General features: G+C 70.7%; 13 protein-coding genes. 10 read left to right on the top strand and 3 right to left on the bottom strand.

Annotated features, from left to right (window positions below):
* Positions 1–334 precede the first annotated feature (334 nt).
* The 9 genes from ACFTXQ_RS15800 (at position 335) to ACFTXQ_RS15760 (ending at position 11,993) form a co-directional block, all read left to right on the top strand.
* Positions 335–3,964, top strand: a complete 3,630-nt coding sequence (locus ACFTXQ_RS15800; RefSeq protein ID WP_382640929.1) for a nitrate- and nitrite sensing domain-containing protein — start codon at positions 335–337, stop codon at positions 3,962–3,964.
* A 9-nt stretch (positions 3,965–3,973) separates the two neighbouring features.
* Entirely contained in the window at positions 3,974–4,387 is a 414-nt protein-coding gene (locus ACFTXQ_RS15795) for a roadblock/LC7 domain-containing protein (RefSeq protein ID WP_008739864.1), read from the top strand.
* A gap of 150 nt (positions 4,388–4,537) precedes the next feature.
* Positions 4,538–4,930 (top strand): DUF742 domain-containing protein, encoded by a 393-nt coding sequence (locus ACFTXQ_RS15790; RefSeq protein ID WP_007266775.1) that lies wholly within the window; start codon positions 4,538–4,540, stop codon positions 4,928–4,930.
* Positions 4,911–5,492, top strand: coding sequence for an ATP/GTP-binding protein (locus ACFTXQ_RS15785; protein WP_382640926.1), 582 nt, complete (start codon positions 4,911–4,913; stop codon positions 5,490–5,492). Before ACFTXQ_RS15790 ends, ACFTXQ_RS15785 begins: the two co-directional genes overlap by 20 nt.
* A 334-nt stretch (positions 5,493–5,826) precedes the next feature.
* Positions 5,827–9,030, top strand: coding sequence for a nitrate- and nitrite sensing domain-containing protein (locus tag ACFTXQ_RS15780; RefSeq protein ID WP_382640923.1), 3,204 nt, complete (start codon positions 5,827–5,829; stop codon positions 9,028–9,030).
* 10 nt (positions 9,031–9,040) lie between these two features.
* A complete protein-coding gene (locus tag ACFTXQ_RS15775; protein WP_030037347.1) occupies positions 9,041–9,454 on the top strand; it encodes a roadblock/LC7 domain-containing protein in 414 nt (137 codons plus the stop codon).
* Between the two features lie 93 nt (positions 9,455–9,547).
* Positions 9,548–10,108: a DUF742 domain-containing protein gene (locus ACFTXQ_RS15770; RefSeq protein ID WP_382640921.1), complete on the top strand. Its 561-nt coding sequence runs from the start codon at positions 9,548–9,550 to the stop codon at positions 10,106–10,108.
* On the top strand, positions 10,089–10,670 hold the full coding sequence (locus ACFTXQ_RS15765; protein WP_037792108.1) for an ATP/GTP-binding protein: 582 nt from the start codon (positions 10,089–10,091) through the stop codon (positions 10,668–10,670). The genes ACFTXQ_RS15770 and ACFTXQ_RS15765 overlap by 20 nt, the downstream gene beginning before the upstream one ends.
* Before the next feature lie 1,038 nt (positions 10,671–11,708).
* The gene (locus ACFTXQ_RS15760; protein WP_382640918.1) at positions 11,709–11,993 is read left to right on the top strand and encodes a hypothetical protein; all 285 of its coding nucleotides are present in this window, start codon (positions 11,709–11,711) and stop codon (positions 11,991–11,993) included.
* Positions 11,994–12,121: 128 nt separating this feature from the next.
* On the opposite strand, the gene ACFTXQ_RS15755 is transcribed toward ACFTXQ_RS15760, so the two are convergent.
* Both ACFTXQ_RS15755 and ACFTXQ_RS15750 read right to left on the bottom strand, forming a co-directional pair.
* Positions 12,122–12,313: an acyl-CoA carboxylase subunit epsilon gene (locus tag ACFTXQ_RS15755; protein ID WP_382636020.1), complete on the bottom strand. Its 192-nt coding sequence runs from the start codon at positions 12,311–12,313 to the stop codon at positions 12,122–12,124.
* A 15-nt stretch (positions 12,314–12,328) separates the two neighbouring features.
* Positions 12,329–13,912 (bottom strand): acyl-CoA carboxylase subunit beta, encoded by a 1,584-nt coding sequence (locus ACFTXQ_RS15750; protein ID WP_382640916.1) that lies wholly within the window; start codon positions 13,910–13,912, stop codon positions 12,329–12,331.
* 254 nt (positions 13,913–14,166) lie between these two features.
* Between ACFTXQ_RS15750 and ACFTXQ_RS15745 the strand changes: the two genes are divergently transcribed.
* On the top strand, positions 14,167–14,805 hold the full coding sequence (locus ACFTXQ_RS15745) for a YceI family protein (protein WP_382640913.1): 639 nt from the start codon (positions 14,167–14,169) through the stop codon (positions 14,803–14,805).
* 34 nt (positions 14,806–14,839) lie between these two features.
* Here ACFTXQ_RS15745 and ACFTXQ_RS15740 read toward each other — a convergent pair whose 3' ends face one another.
* A complete protein-coding gene (locus ACFTXQ_RS15740) occupies positions 14,840–16,204 on the bottom strand; it encodes a hypothetical protein (RefSeq protein WP_382640911.1) in 1,365 nt (454 codons plus the stop codon).
* Between the last annotated feature and the right edge of the window lie 21 nt (positions 16,205–16,225).

Below are 16,225 nucleotides of genomic sequence, written 5' to 3'. Positions count from 1 at the left end.
CTGGGACACCTTGCCAGCCTTCGCGTTTGGTTGGTGTAAGTCCGCTTTGTCGGGGAATCGCTCCCACATGGCGTAGCGCGTCTGTCACAAGCCGTCACCGACTCTCCGGGCCGACGCTCGCACCTTGTTGGAGATCCTGCACTGTGCTGGAATTCGCGGGACCGCCGCGGGAATCAGCCGGCGCGCAGGTGGCGCGAGACAGCGCCGAGAGCGGCGGCAAGGAGAGGGAGACGCGCCGGTCACCGACGACCACCATGGGGCCGTTAGTGCCCCACGACTCGACACCGTCCCACCGGTCACCGGCGGGACGCCTGGTCCAGAGGTTGCGACGCTAGTGCAGGGACGATTCAAGAGGGACAGCGCTGCGGCGGAGCAGGAGCCCCGCGGCGGGACCGACCGTGGCTCCTCGCCCCAGCACGCCCAGAACCGCGGGCCGGCTGTCGAAGGCGCAGGCCCCGACTCCTCCGCCACGGTGAAGGCGAAGGGCCGAGGCAGGTCCGCGAAGCCGGCCAAGGCCGGTTCGGTCGAGCAGGACGCCGCGATACCCAAGGCCCCCAGTGGGCCCGGTTCCCGTCTCGCCATGCAGAACTGGCGCATCAGCACGCGCCTGGTGTCGCTGCTGACCCTGCCCGTCGTCGCCGCCACCACGCTCGGTGGTTTCCGCATCAACGACTCGCTCAACGACATCGCCCAGCTGGAGCACATGCAGCTGCTGACGACGATGACCCGGCAGGCCACCAACCTGGCCGCCGCGCTCCAGGAGGAGCGCGACAAGTCCGCCGGTCCGCTGTCCGTCTCGCCGGGCAAGCAGAACAGCATCGTCGACGGCGTCCGCGAGACGACCGACTCCGCCGCCAAGTCCTTCGCCGCCGCGACCGACAAGGTCGACAACACGGAGGACAAGGACGAGACGCTCAAGTCGATCCGCAACAACATCCTGCAGATCGGCCGCCAGCTCACCAACCTCGAGGAAATCCGCAAGAAGGCGTACGCGAACGGCGCCCAGCAGACCGTCACCGAGTACAACTCGCTGATCGTCTCGCTGCTCTCGCTCTCCGCGGACATGGCCCAGGCCACCTCCAACCCGGAGATGATCAAGCGCACGCGCGCCCTGGCGGCCTTCTCCGCCTCCAAGGAGTACGCCTCCGTCCAGCGCGCGATCATCGCCGCCTCGCTCCCCGAGAGCACCGAGAAGCAGGGCACGCTCAAGGAGAACGACCGGCTCTACGGTCTCTCCGCGCTCAAGGGCGAGCAGCAGTCGAAGAAGACCTTCGAACTCGTCTACCAGGGCCACTCCGAGGAGCTCCTGTCCTCGCTCGGCGACGGCAACACGGAGATCGGCACCGCCGACCACTACGCACGCCGCGTACTGGCCACCGAGGGGCAGTTCGCCAAGGAGAAGAACCGGTCCTGGATGGACTGGTACGACGCCGACGACACCAAGCTCCAGGCCATGAAGCAGATCGAGCTGACGCTGCTCGAGGACATGGAGCAGAAGGCCCGCGAGCTCAAGAACGAGTCGCAGCAGGACGCCATCATCAACGGTGCCCTGATCCTCCTCGTCCTCGGTGTCTCCCTCGTCGGCGCCTTCGTCATGGCCCGCTCCATGATCCGCTCGCTGCGCCGCCTGCAGGACACCGCGACGCGCGTGGCCCAGGACCGGCTGCCCGAGCTCGTCAAGCAGCTGTCCGAGTCCGACCCGCAGGACGTGGACACGTCCGTGGAGTCCGTCGGCCTGCACACCCGCGACGAGATCGGCCAGGTGGCCGCGGCCTTCGACGACGTGCACCGCGAGGCCGTCCGCCTCGCTGCCGAGCAGGCCCTCCTGCGGGGCAACGTCAACGCGATGTTCACCAACCTCTCGCGCCGCTCGCAGGGTCTGATCCAGCGCCAGCTCTCGCTCATCTCCGAGCTGGAGTCGCGCGAGGCCGACCCGGACCAGCTCTCCTCGCTCTTCAAGCTCGACCACCTCGCGACCCGTATGCGCCGTAACGGCGAAAACCTCCTCGTCCTCGCGGGCGAGGAGCCGGGCCGCCGGTGGACCCGCCCCGTCCCGCTCGTCGACGTGCTCCGCGCCGCCGCGTCCGAGGTGGAGCAGTACGAGCGCATCGAACTCGCGTCGGTGCCCGGCACCGACGTCGCCGGCCGCGTCGTCAACGACCTCGTGCACCTGCTCGCCGAGCTGCTGGAGAACGCCACCTCGTTCTCCTCCCCGCAGACCAAGGTCAAGGTCACCGGTCACGCGCTGCCCGACGGCCGCGTGCTCGTCGAGATCCACGACACCGGCATCGGCCTCTCCCCCGAGGACCTCGCCGCGATCAACGAGCGGCTCGCGTCGCCGCCGACCGTGGACGTCTCCGTCTCCCGACGCATGGGCCTGTTCGTGGTCGGCCGCCTGTCCCTGCGACACGGCATCCGCATCCAGCTGCGCCCCTCCGACTCGGGCGGTACGACGGCCCTCGTCATGCTCCCGGTGGACGTCGCCCAGGGCGGCAAGAAGCCGGCCCCGATGCCGGGTGCCGCCGGCGGTCCGCAGGGCGGCCCCGGTGCCGCTCCGGGCAACGCGGGCGGTCCCGGCAAGCAGTCCGCGGTTCCCGGTGCGGGCGCACGTCCGCCCGTGGGCGCCGGCCCGCAGCGCGGCCAGGTCGCCGGCGGTGGCCAGCGTGCCGCCCTGCCGGGACGCGACGGTGCCGGTTCCGGTCCCGGGCAGCGTCCGCAGGGCCCGCAGGGCGGTCCGGGTGCTCCCGGCGGCCGCCCGCAGCCCGGTCCGACGACCACGGGTCAGGGCCAGGGTGCCTTCGGCGCAGGTGCGCCGTCCGCGGGCCGCGGTCCGCAGGCGCGCCCGGTGCCCGCTCCGACCGCTTCCGGTCAGGGCGGCTTCCCGCAGGGCAACGGCTTCGAGCGTCCCCAGCAGGCGCAGCAGGGCCAGCAGGCTCCGCCGCAGCAGCCGGCCGCTCCCGGGGCTCCGGCCCCGCGCGGCCCCCGGCCGCAGCTGCCGCCGCGCGGTGGCGCTCCGCGTCCGGAGCTTCCGGGCCCGCAGACCACCAGCTGGGGCGCCGACCAGGCCCGCGGCCACGACGAGCTCTCGGGCCCCGGCTCGACGGCCGAGTTCGCCCGCCCGGACTTCAACGCCCCGATGCCCCAGGCGAACGGCGTGGGCAGCACGACCGGACAGTTCGAGCGCCCGGACGTACGGGGTCCCGTGGACCCGTCCGCCACCGGACAGTTCGAGCGCCCCGGCCACCTGCCGACCGGTCAGCCCCAGCGGCCCGGCGGTCCCGGTGTCGGCGGCTACGCCCGCCAGCACCAGGCCCCGCAGCAGCCGGTGCAGCAGCAGCCGCAGGCCCAGCAGCCGGGCGGCTACGCCCCGGTGGCGCCGCAGCGTCCGGAGGCCCCGGGGCTGCCGCAGGCCCACCGGCCCGAGGCGCTGCCCCCGGCCCCCGCCGCGGCGGACGCCCGCAGCCCGATCTTCGACACGCTGGAGTCGAACTGGTTCCGCGAGGAGGGCCAGCAGCAGGCCCCCGCGCAGGCGCCGTCCGTCCCGCAGCCGCCGCAGCAGTCCGCTCCGGCGGCCCCCGCTCCGCAGCAGCAGCTGCCGCAGCGCGGCCAGGAGCACGCGGCCGAGCCCGCCACCGCGGCGACCGGCGCCATGCCGACCGTCAGCTGGCGGTCCTCGCCGAACGACGAGCTGATGCGACAGGCCGAGCGCGTGCGCCAGCCCGCCGCCGGCGGCATCACGACCTCGGGCCTGCCCCGCCGGGTCCCGCGGGCCAACCTCGTCGCCGGCACCGCCCAGCAGCAGGCGGACGCGCAGCCCGGCCCGCAGGTCTCGCGAGCCCCGGACGACGTCCGCGGCCGTCTGACCAACCTCCGACGCGGTATCCAGCAGGGCCGTCAGGCCGGGAACAGTGGCCCGGCGACCGGCAGTTACCACATCGACCCCACTTACCAGCAGGAGCGATAGTTGAGTTCGATGAGCCAGGCGGCACAGAACCTGAACTGGTTGATCACCAACTTCGTGGACAACACCCCCGGGGTGTCCCACACGGTGGTGGTCTCCGCCGACGGACTCCTTCTGGCGATGTCGGAAGGTTTCCCCCGTGACCGCGCGGACCAGCTGGCGGCCGTGGCCTCCGGTCTGACCTCGCTGACCGCAGGAGCCTCCCGCATCTTCGAGGGCGGCGCCGTCAACCAGACCGTGGTCGAGATGGACCGGGGATTCCTCTTCCTCATGTCCGTCTCCGACGGGTCCTCGCTGGCCGTACTGGCGCACCCCGAGTGCGACATCGGCCTCGTGGGCTACGAGATGGCCCTCCTCGTGGACCGTGCCGGCAGTGTCCTCACCCCGGACCTGCGCGCGGAACTCCAGGGAAGCCTGCTCATCTGACTTTCCCTCTCCCGGCCGGACGGTACTGCCGGCCGGGAGATCCGGGGCCCGCCCCGGAACCCAGTACCACCGACAGGCCGTCATACCGTCCCCCCACCGGCCGCCCTGTCAGACGGCACGCTGACCACTGCTGTCCAGCCCGGAGGATCAATGACCCCGCCCCCCGCCTACCCCGATGCGTACGGAGATTCGTACTCGGAAGGCGACCAGCCGCTGGTGCGTCCGTACGCGATGACCGGCGGCCGGACCCGACCGCGCTACCAGCTCGCCATCGAGGCCCTGGTCAGCACCACTGCCGATCCGATGCACCTGTCCGGGCTGCTCCCGGAGCATCAGCGCATCTGCACCCTCTGCCGTGAGGTCAAGTCGGTCGCGGAGGTCTCCGCACTGCTGTCGATGCCGCTCGGTGTCGCCCGGATCCTCGTCGCCGACCTGGCGGAGGCCGGAATGGTGGCCATCCACCAGCCGGGCAATGGAGAGGCCGGCGGCACGCCGGACGTCACGCTGCTCGAAAGGGTGCTCAGTGGACTTCGCAAGCTCTAACGCCGGGGCGACGCGCTCCACCACGTCCGCGAAGATCGTGGTGGCGGGCGGCTTCGGCGTGGGCAAGACCACGTTCGTCGGCGCGGTCTCCGAGATCAACCCGCTGCGCACCGAAGCGGTCATGACGTCCGCGTCCGCCGGCATCGACGACCTGACCCACACCGGGGACAAGACGACGACGACCGTCGCCATGGACTTCGGCCGCATCACCCTGGACCAGGACCTCATCCTGTACCTCTTCGGTACCCCCGGTCAGGACCGGTTCTGGTTCATGTGGGACGACCTCGTCCGCGGTGCCATCGGTGCGATCGTGCTCGTCGACACCCGCCGGCTCGCCGACTGCTTCCCGGCTGTCGACTACTTCGAGAACAGCGGGCTGCCGTTCGTCGTCGCCCTCAATGGCTTCGAGGGACACCAGCCTTACACCCCGGAGGAAGTCCGCGAGGCCCTGCAGATCGGCCCGGACGCTCCGATCATCACCACCGACGCCCGCCACCGGGCGGACGCCAAGAGTGCGCTCATCACGCTCGTCGAGCACGCTCTCATGGCACGGCTCAAGTAACACCCACACCGCCCGCCCGGCTCAAGCGGCACCACTCAAGTACCACTGGTTCTTCACAACGTGAGAGGACGGGCTGTGTCATAGGACACGGCCCGTCCTCTTCGTTCATAACGTTTCGACAGACAATTGCGGCCAGTTCGCCACAGGGCGCGTTCGGTTGATGCCGCTGCGCTCACAACTCCCCCTATTTTTGCCGCAGGACGCTCTTTATGTCCGTTTTACGCGGGGCATAAGGCTCGGGGAAGGGCTGATTTCAACTGTTTGGAACACGGCCGTTAACCGTGCTGGAATTCAACGAACTAGCTAGTAGCACCGCCGGAAGGTTGTTGGTCGAGTGAGGCGAAGCAACGCAAGCCCCGCGGATGAACCCGCGCGCGGCAACTTCACCCCGCCGCCGCGAGCGGCCGCGTCGCCCGTCGACGTGCCCGTGGAACCGCCTGCGAGCAGCGGGAGCACCAGCAGGTTCTCCCCCCGCAACTGGCGCGTGCCGACGCGTCTGAACGCCATCCTGCTCGTGCCGGCCCTCGTCGGGCTGGTCATGGGCGGCTTCCAGGTGAAGGGCTCCGTCGACACCTGGAACGAGGCCAAGGACGCCGAGAAGATAGCCAGGGTCGTCCAGGCGGCCTCCGAATACGGCCAGGCGCTGCTCAACGAGCGCGACCTCAGCGCCGAACCGCTGCTGAGCGGCCAGCCCTCCAGCGAGGTCGTCACCAAGGTCCGCGGGAACACCGACGCGGCCAAGGTGAAGTTCGACCAGGCCGTGAAGGACCTCCCGAAGAACCAGGGCATGGAACGGCGCCTGGAGCTCTTCCGCGCCGAGGAGCCCAAGCTCCAGGAAGTCCGCAAGACCGCCTACCTGGCGGCGGCCGAGACCCCGAAGAAGAGCCTCCCCACCGCGCCCGGCCCCATCCCGACCGAAGAGGGGTACGTGCTGGTCCAGCACTACCTCATGCAGTTCGCGAACGAGCTGGGCCTCGGCACCGGCAACGTGACCTCCTACGGCCGCATGGTCTACGCGGTCCAGCTGGCCAAGGCGGCCAACTCGCTGCAGCGCTCCGTCGGCACCCACCTGCTGGTCCGCCCGAACCCGGACGAGAACATCCGCAAGGCGCAGCTCGTCGCCTTCTCCTCGTACGCCTACCTCGAGGAAATCGCCATCGGCGAGTACGTCGCGGCGGGCACCGAGGACGACGTGACCCACCTCAAGCAGGTGATGCAGCGCAAGTCCGACGAGGGCGCGGCCAAGCTCGCCGAGGCCAAGCAGAAGGCCGAGCAGGCGGGCGTGCGCTTCGTGCCGCCGCCGGCAGGGCCCAACAAGTCGGTCCTGACCAACATGACCGAGGCGATAGCCAGCGGCGAGAACAAGACCAAGCTGGCCGCCGCGGGCACCACGCCCATGGCCTGGCAGGCCGCGGCCACCGCGAAGTTCGACGCCTACGACGAGATCGAGAAGGACCTCCTCGACAAGGCCGTCAAGGACGCCGTGGCGGTCTCCGACGACGCCCGCACCGACGCCATCACCAACGGCGCCATCGTGGTCGTCTCCCTGCTCGCCGCCTTCATCCTCGCGGGTCTGATGGCCCGCCAGATGGGCCGTGCGATGCGCCGCCTGCGCGGTGCCGCCTTCGACATCGCCGAGCAGCGCCTGCCGATGCTCGTCGACCAGCTCTCGCGCACCGACCCGGGCAAGGTGGACACCCGCGTCCAGCCGATCCCGATCGACTCCCAGGACGAGATCGGCGAGGTCGCCCGCGCCTTCGACCAGGTCCACCGGGAAGCGGTCCGGCTCGCCGCCGAGCAGGCGCTCCTGCGAGGGAACGTCAACGCGATCTTCACGAACCTCTCGATGCGCAACCAGTCGCTGATCGAGGGCCAGCTGACCCTCATCACCGACCTGGAGAACAACGAGGCGGACCCGGACCAGCTGGAGAACCTCTTCCGCCTGGACCACCTGGCCACCCGTATGCGCCGCAACGGCGAGAACCTCCTCATCCTCGCGGGTGAGAACCCGGGCCGCCGCTGGGACCAGCCGGTGCCCCTCGTCGACGTGCTGCGCGCCGCCTCCTCCGAGGTGGAGCAGTACGAGCGCATCGAGCTCTCGGGCGTCTCCGACGCCGAGATCCACGGCCAGGCCGTGACCGACCTCGTGCACCTGCTCGCCGAGCTCCTGGAGAACGCCACCACGTTCTCCTCCCCGCAAACCAAGGTCCGCGTCAACGCCACGCGTCTGCCCGACGGCCGCGTGATGGTCGAGATCCACGACAAGGGCATCGGCCTCACCGCCGAGGACTTCGCGGACATCAACCACAAGCTCGCCAACCCGCCGACCGTGGACGCCGCGATCTCGCAGCGCATGGGTCTGTTCGTGGTCGGCCGGCTGGCGGACCGCCACAGCATCCGCGTCCAGCTGCGCCCCTCGGGCGAGGCGGCCGGCACGACCTCGCTGGTCATGCTCCCGGACGCCATCACCCACGGTGGCGGTGGCGAGGGCATCCCGGACGACGACTTCACCGTCTCCCAGATCATCCCGGAGCAGAAGGCCCAGCTGGCCGCGCCACTGCGCACGGCCGCCGAGCTCGGTTTCGACGACTCCCGATACGACCAGCCGGGCGGCGACCCGCGCGATCTCGACCCGGTCGGCAGGTCCCTCGTACGCGAGGAGCGGCGTGCCGCGCTGGAGGCCCAGGTCGGCTACGCGCAGGACCAGCAGCAGTACGCGGACCACGAGCCCCAGGCCGACCAGCAGTATGCGGAACCTCAGCCTGAGCACGGGTACCAGCCGTACCAGGGCTACGAGCAGCAGTCCGAGCAGGGCTACGACACCTCGTACGAGCCCCAGCAGGCCCAGCAGGGCTACGACGCCTACCCGCAGCAGGGTTACTCCTATCCGGAAGCCGGGTACGAGGATCAGCAGCAGAACGCCCAGTCCTACGACGGTGGCTACGAAGCCCAGCCGGAGCAGGCAGACTGGCCCCAGCAGAACACCTACCCGGCGGCCTACCAGCAGGATTACGGGACCGAATCGGAACCCCCTGCCGGTCCCGAACGGGCCCAGGACCGCGTAGGCTTCGACCGTCCGGGCGCCGCTGCCGACACCGGTCACGAGGTGACCGGAGCGGGCCTGCCGCGCCGCGGCAGCCAGCAGCAGTGGCAGCCGGCACAGCAGGAAGCGGAGTCCCCCGGATCCCTCTTCGAGCAGCGGCCGCCGCGTCAGCAGCAGCCCGCCGCCCCGGAGCGGGCCCCGGAGGAGAAGGAAGCCGACACCGGCTGGCGTTCGGGCAACGACGAGCGCTGGCAGCAGGCGGCCAAACTCCGTGAGCCGAAGGCGGGCGGGGTCACCCCGTCCGGTCTCCCTCGGCGGGTGCCCAAGGCCAACCTGGTCGAGGGTGCTGCGGAGACGACCCCGCAGGGCGGCCCCCAGGTCTCCCGCGCCCCGGAGGACGTCCGCGGCAGGTTGAGCAACCTGCGGCGCGGTGTCCAGCAGGGACGCAGCGCGGGTTCCGAGCAGTCAAGTAACAGCTATGACCAGGAGCGTTAGTGTGAGCCCGATGAGCCAGGCGGCACAGAACCTGAACTGGTTGATCACCAACTTCGTGGACAACACCCCCGGGGTGTCCCACACGGTGGTGGTCTCCGCCGACGGCCTTCTTCTGGCGATGTCCGACGGATTCCCGCGTGACCGCGCCGATCAGCTGGCGGCCGTGGCCTCCGGTCTGACCTCGCTGACCGCCGGAGCCTCCCGCATCTTCGAGGGCGGCGCCGTCAACCAGACCGTGGTCGAGATGGACCGGGGGTTCCTTTTCCTCATGTCCGTCTCGGACGGATCCTCGCTCGCGGTGCTCGCGCACCCCGAGTGCGACATCGGCCTCGTGGGCTACGAGATGGCTCTTCTGGTGGATCGCGCGGGCAGTGTCCTCACCCCGGACCTGCGCGCCGAGCTGCAGGGCAGTCTTCTCAACTAGCAGACAGGCAGTGCGTTTCGCGTCATCGCACCATAGGGTGCGGTGGCGCGGTTCCACAGGGAGTACTGCGTTCTTGGAGTCGGAGGAGGAAACGTGACAACACCCGGAGGACATCCTTATGGCGGCTCGCAGCAGCCGCAGGGTGGGCACGACCAGAACCGCTTCAACTTCCCCTCCGCTCCCAGCCGGCCCGTGCCGGAGCACAACCCGTACCAGCAGCAGCCGTACGGCCAGCCCCAGCCGCCTCCGCAGCAGCAGATGCCTCAGCAGCAGCCTCCGCGCGTCGCCGCGCGGCAGCCGGCTCCGAAGGCCCACAACCCGCTGGTGCGCCCGTACGCGATGACCGGCGGCCGGACCCGGCCGCGCTACCAGCTCGCCATCGAGGCGCTGGTCAGTACCACGGCCGATCCCGCCCGGCTGCAAGGGCAGTTGCCCGAGCATCAGCGCATCTGCCGTCTGTGCCAGGAGATCAAATCCGTAGCGGAGATCTCGGCACTTCTCTCCATTCCTCTTGGTGTCGCCCGCATCCTCGTCGCCGACCTGGCGGAGGCGGGCCTTGTCGCCATTCACCAGCCCGGCGGCGACGAGTCTGCCGGCGGCCAGCCAGATGTGACACTGCTCGAAAGGGTGCTCAGTGGACTTCGCAAGCTCTAACGGCGGAGCGGCTCGCTCCACCACCTCCGCGAAGATCGTGGTGGCGGGCGGCTTCGGCGTGGGCAAGACCACGTTCGTCGGCGCGGTCTCCGAGATCAACCCGCTGCGCACCGAAGCCGTCATGACGTCCGCGTCGGCCGGTATCGACGATCTGACCCACACCGGGGACAAGACGACCACTACGGTCGCGATGGACTTCGGCCGCATCACGCTGGACCAGGACCTGATCCTGTACCTGTTCGGTACGCCGGGTCAGGACCGCTTCTGGTTCATGTGGGACGACCTGGTGCGCGGCGCCATCGGCGCCGTGGTGCTCGTGGACACGCGCCGCCTGGCCGACTGCTTCCCCGCCGTCGACTACTTCGAGAACAGCGGCCTGCCGTTCGTCATCGCCCTCAACGGCTTCGACGGGCACCAGCCCTACACCCCGGAGGAAGTCCGCGAGGCCCTGCAGATCGGCCCGGACGCCCCCATCATCACCACCGACGCCCGCCACCGCGCGGACGCCAAGAGCGCGCTCATCACCCTGGTCGAGCACGCCCTGATGGCCCGCCTGCGGTAGCCGTACCCGCCACGCGCGGAACGCCGGGATCCCGATACGGGGTCCCGGCGTTCGTCGTTCCGGCCCGGTGGCCGCGCGCCTGACCCAGGTGGGTGCGCCGACTGGGCCGAGGTGCTGATCTGCGGGCGCGGCGGCCGCCATCCGGCCGAGGGCCGTTCCGAGGATGTCTGTGGACACCGGGCTGTTCCGGTGATCATCCGATCATGTAATCCAAGGAGCGGAATAATGCGTTCTGAGGTCGGACCCAAATCCGGGCCGGGCCCGCTGCCGAGGCGGGCGGGCTGGCTCGGCGGGGCATTGGGCTGCATCGCCCTGGTACTGGCGGGGGTCGCTCTGCCCGCCGTCGCGTCGGCGTCCCGGCCGGGCCCACCGGACGGCGGGGACCACTGCAAGACGGCGAGGCCACGGCCGAAGGCCGCACCGTCCGGCGGTCACGACGACGACTGCCGCGGCCCCAAGGGCCCGAAGGGCAAGCCCGGCCCACCGGGCCCGCCCGGCCCCGCGGGACCGACGGGACCGACGGGACCGGCCGGACCCACCGGACCTACCGGACCCACCGGACCTACCGGACCCACCGGGCCCAGCGGACCCAGCGGACCCACTGGGCCGACCGGGCCGACCGGGCCGACCGGGCCCACTGGGCTGACCGGACCGACCGGACCGACCGGGCCCGCCGGACCGACAGGGCCCACCGGGCCCACTGGGCTGACCGGACCGACAGGGCCCACCGGACCCACAGGGCCCACCGGACCCACAGGGCCCACCGGACCGACAGGGCCCACCGGGCTAACCGGACCCACAGGACCGACAGGGCCCACAGGACCCACCGGGCCGACCGGACCCACAGGACCGACCGGACCGACCGGACCCACCGGGCCGACCGGACCCACAGGACCGACTGGACCGACCGGGCCCACCGGGCCCCCCGGGCCGTGTATCGACATCGACAGCTACTCCCCCGGCAACAACGAGTCGTTCAGCGCCGCCGTCCGCAACGGCGTCACCTACGCCGGTCGTGCACCGGACACCGGAGACCCGGTGGTCTGGCAGGACCTTTCGGGCATCCTCGGCTATCCCAACGGCGGTGCAGCGGGCGTCGCGTGCGGCGTCTCGCTCGAGGCCCAGGGCGGTGACGCCTACGTCAAGGTGCTGACCACCACCGGCCGCGTCTACCAGCTGCACATCGACATCACCGGGTCGAACTTCAGCCCCGACACCGTGATGGGATGGCAACTGAAGACCGTCGGCCCCCTGCTGCGGGGCAGGAGCGTTCTCTTCCAGGGCGGTCTCCCGTACGGATCCGCGCCCAACAAGGCGGAGTGATCCCGGCCTGACCGCCCGGAGTGCCGGGGCCCGTCGGAGAACGCGAACGGCCGCCCACCGCACCCGGCCCCGTGCCGGATGGCATCGGGGTCGGGGCGGCGGCGGCCGTCGAACGGAGCGGTGGGCGCCTAGCCCTGCCAGCTGTGGGGGGCGCGGAAGCCGGGGGTGCGTTCCAGGCGGCGCCAGCCGGCCTGGGAGCGGGTGGGTGCGGGGATGTCGGGGGTGGTGGCGGCGCGGGCGAGGAGGATCGCGGTGATCGCGGCGAGTTCCTCGGGGGCGGCGTTGCCCTTTTCGACGCGCAGCAGGGTGTCGGTGCTCATGGGTGGCGGGTCTCCTTACTGCGGCGGGTTGCCGTGCTTGCGGGAGGGCAGGTCGGCGTGCTTGTTGCGGAGCATCGAGAGGGCGGCGACGAGGGTCTCGCGGGTCTCGGCGGGGTCGATGACGTCGTCGACGAGACCGCGTTCGGCCGCGTAGTAGGGGTGCATCAGCTCGGCCTTGTACTCCTTGACCATGCGGGTGCGCATGGCCTCGGGGTCCTCGGCGTCCGCGATCTGCTTGCGGAAGATGACGTTGGCGGCGCCCTCGGCGCCCATCACGGCGATCTCGTTGGTGGGCCAGGCGTAGGTGATGTCGGCGCCGATGGACTGGGAGTCCATGACGATGTAGGCGCCGCCGTAGGCCTTGCGCAGGATCAGCGAGATCCGCGGCACGGTCGCGTTGCAGTACGCGTACAGGAGCTTGGCGCCGTGGCGGATGATCCCGCCGTGTTCCTGGTCGACGCCCGGCAGGAAGCCGGGCACGTCCAGCAGGGTGATGATCGGGATGTTGAAGGCGTCGCACATCTGGACGAAGCGGGCGGCCTTCTCGGAGGCCTCGATGTCCAGGACGCCGGCGAGGTGGCCGGGCTGGTTGGCGACGATGCCCACGACCTGCCCGTCCAGGCGGGCCAGCGCGCAGATGATGTTGCGGGCCCAGCGCTCGTGGATCTCCAGGACGTCGCCGTCGTCGACGAGTTCCTCGATGACCTTGAGCATGTCGTAGGGGCGGTTGCCGTCCGCGGGCACCAGGTCCAGCAGCACCTCGCTGCGGCGGTCGGCCGGGTCGGAGGACTCGTGGACGGGCGGGTTCTCCCGGTTGTTGGAGGGCAGCATCGAGATCAGGTAGCGGACCTCGGAGATGCACGTCTCCTCGTCGTCATACGCGAAGTGCGCCACCCCCGAGGTCTCCGCGTGCACGTCCGCGCCGCCGAGCCCGTTCTGGGTGATCTCCTCACCCGTCACCGCACGGACCACGTCCGGGCCGGTGATGAACATCTGCGAGGTGTCGCGGACCATGAACACGAAGTCCGTCAGCGCCGGGGAGTAGGCGGCGCCGCCCGCGCACGGGCCCAGCATCACGCTGATCTGCGGGATCACACCCGAGGCCTTCGTGTTGCGCTGGAAGATCCCGCCGTAGCCGGCGAGGGCGGAGACGCCCTCCTGGATACGGGCGCCCGCACCGTCGTTCAGGGAGACCAGCGGCGCGCCGGCCGCGATCGCCATGTCCATGATCTTGTGGATCTTCGTGGCGTGGGCCTCACCCAGAGCGCCGCCGAAGATCCGGAAGTCGTGCGCGTACACGAAGACCGTACGGCCCTCGACCGTCCCCCACCCGGTGATCACACCATCGGTGTAGGGCTTCTTCGCCTCCAGGCCGAACCCCGACGCCCGGTGCCGGCGCAGCTGCTCGACCTCCTTGAACGAACCCTCGTCCAGGAGCAGCGCGATGCGCTCACGGGCAGTCAGCTTGCCCTTGGCGTGCTGGGTCTCGGTCGCGCGGTCACTGGGGCCACGCCGCGCCTGCTCACGCAGCGCGTGCAGCTCGGCCACGCGCCCGCGGGCGTCCGTGGGCTCGCTCGGGGTCTGGTCCACAACGGTCATGTACCGACCTTACGAAGCGAGCGATGAAAAACCTCCGTTCATTCCGCACAGTCTCCGGTGTCATCAGCTGTCCGGCCCGCACAGTACGGCCGGGGGTTGCGCGGACTCCGCCATACGGGACCTTCGTCCTTTGTGGTGCTTCCACAAAACGGGGCCACACCCGCCCAGATGTTGAAATTTGAACGGAATAGGTCTAGCGTCGCTCTCGTTGAAGTCGTTGAAGATTCAACAGAACCGCTACCGAGGAGCAAACCATGGGTCTCTTCACCCGCCGCAGCCAGACCGTACGCCTTCCCGAGGCCGCCGCCACCGCCAACGCCGGCGCCGTCGCCACGCTCGATGTGGACCCGGCCCTGGCCGCCCTCACGGGCGACTACGCCATCGACGCCGCCCACAGCAGCATCGGCTTCACTGTCCGCCACGCCATGGTCACCAACGTCCGCGGCAGCTTCGCCGAGCACGAGGGCACCCTCCACCTGGACGGCGGCGACCCCTCCCGTTCCACCGCCTCCATCGACGTGAAGATCGCCTCCGTCGACACCGGCATCGCCGACCGGGACGGTCACCTGCGCAGCGCGGACTTCTTCGACGCCGAGGCCTTCCCGCTGATGACCTTCCGCTCCACGGAGGCGAGCCGGGTGGGCGCGGACACCTACCGCATCACCGGCGACCTGACGATCAAGGACATCACGCGCCCGCTCTCCATCGACCTGGAGTTCAACGGCTCCGCCACCGACGTCTACGGCAGCGAGCGCGTGGGCTTCGAGGGCTCCGCCGAGATCCTGCGCTCCGACTGGGGCCTCACCTGGAACGCGGCCCTGGAGGCCGGCGGTGTGATGGTCAGCGACAAGGTGAAGCTGACCTTCGACATCTCCGCCGTCAAGCAGGCCTGACGGAGCGCGCACGGCTCGGGTGACCGGGGGGCGGCTACCAGCCGCCCCCGCCGTCGAAGCCGCCGCCTCCGTCGAAGCCGCCACCGCCGCCCCAGTCCCCGCCGCCGAAGTCGGACGGGTTGAAGTCGGCTCCGGAGACGTCGCCCCCCTCGAAGCCGCCGCCGAAGTCCCCGCCACCGAAGTCCGAGGCGTAGGCCGGGCTCGACATCATCGAGCCGAGCATCGTGCCCATCAGCAGGCCCGGCAGGATGCCGCCGCCGAAGTAGCCGCCGGCCCAGGGGCCGTACGCCGGGCCGGCGTCGTAGTAGGGGCGCGGTCCGTGCTCGGTGTCGACCGTGCGGACCGCCGGGTCCTGACCGTCGCGCAGCCGTACGGCGTCCGCCGCGCAGACGGGAACGGTGCGGGGCGCGCCGCCCGCCGGGGCCCAGGCCGTGTCCTCGGTGCTCGGTCCGTGGCGCGGGTCGAAGAAGCAGGGCAGCCGGCGCTCGGGCACAGGGCGGCCCTGCCGGCGCGCGTCGAGGCAGGCCAGGGCGTAGCGGCCGTCCTCCAGTGCCTGGGTGACGCCCTGGACCTCTTCGGGGCGCTGCACCGAGGCCATGATCTGCTTGGCCTTCTCGTACGAGTCGAGGCCCTGCTCGTAGTCCTTGCGCATCGCGTCGTCGGCGCCGGGCTCGCCGGGGTGGAAGTCCAGCCGGTCCAGTTCCTCGCCGAAGGCCGTGATGTCCTCGTCGACGACCACGCTGAGGCGTTCGATGGCCTCGCGCCGGGCCTCTTCCTTCTTCTTCCGGCTGCGGCGGACCAGCGCGTAGGCGCCACCGCCGCCGATCGCGGCCACCGCACCGAGGGTGATCAGACCGCCCACCGGGACGCCGCCGTCGGCGCCCGCGCTGCCCCAGGAGGCCGGGGCGCTGCCCTTTGCCTGGGTCAGGGCCTGGTCCACGAAGTTGTTGAGCTGGGTGCTCGCGTCCACCGGGGTGCCGGTCTTGACGGCCTCGGTGAGGTTGCGTACGGCGTTCTGCGGCATGACGGCCTTGTCGGCGCCGGCGTTGAAGCCGTCGCCGAGCCGGATCGCGTAGAGCCCGGTGATGCCGGTCTCGGCCCGGACGGCGCCGAGCACCTTGTCCTGGGGGAACTCGGCCGTCGCCGGCAGCACGGCCACGAAGACCGGCTTCCCGGCGTCCTTGATCTTCTGCGCGAGAGCGTCCGCCTCCGCCTTGGGCAGCTGCGCCTCGGCGCGGGGGTCGACGTACACCGGGCCCTTCTTGAGGGCCTCCCCCACGGCGGCGACGCCGGTCGCGGCCGAGGCCTGCGGGGCGGCCACCAGGGCGGTCGTCGACAGGGCCAGCAGCAGACCGGCCAGCACTGATCCAAAACGTACGGATATAAGCCTGGTCCTCATAGTCACGACGCTACCCGAACC

This window comes from Streptomyces sp. NPDC057010 (assembly GCF_042673805.1).
In the GTDB taxonomy this organism is placed as follows: domain Bacteria; phylum Actinomycetota; class Actinomycetes; order Streptomycetales; family Streptomycetaceae; genus Streptomyces.
The sequence above is the reverse complement of the archived record's forward strand: the minus strand, read 5'-3'. Positions and strand labels throughout refer to the sequence as shown.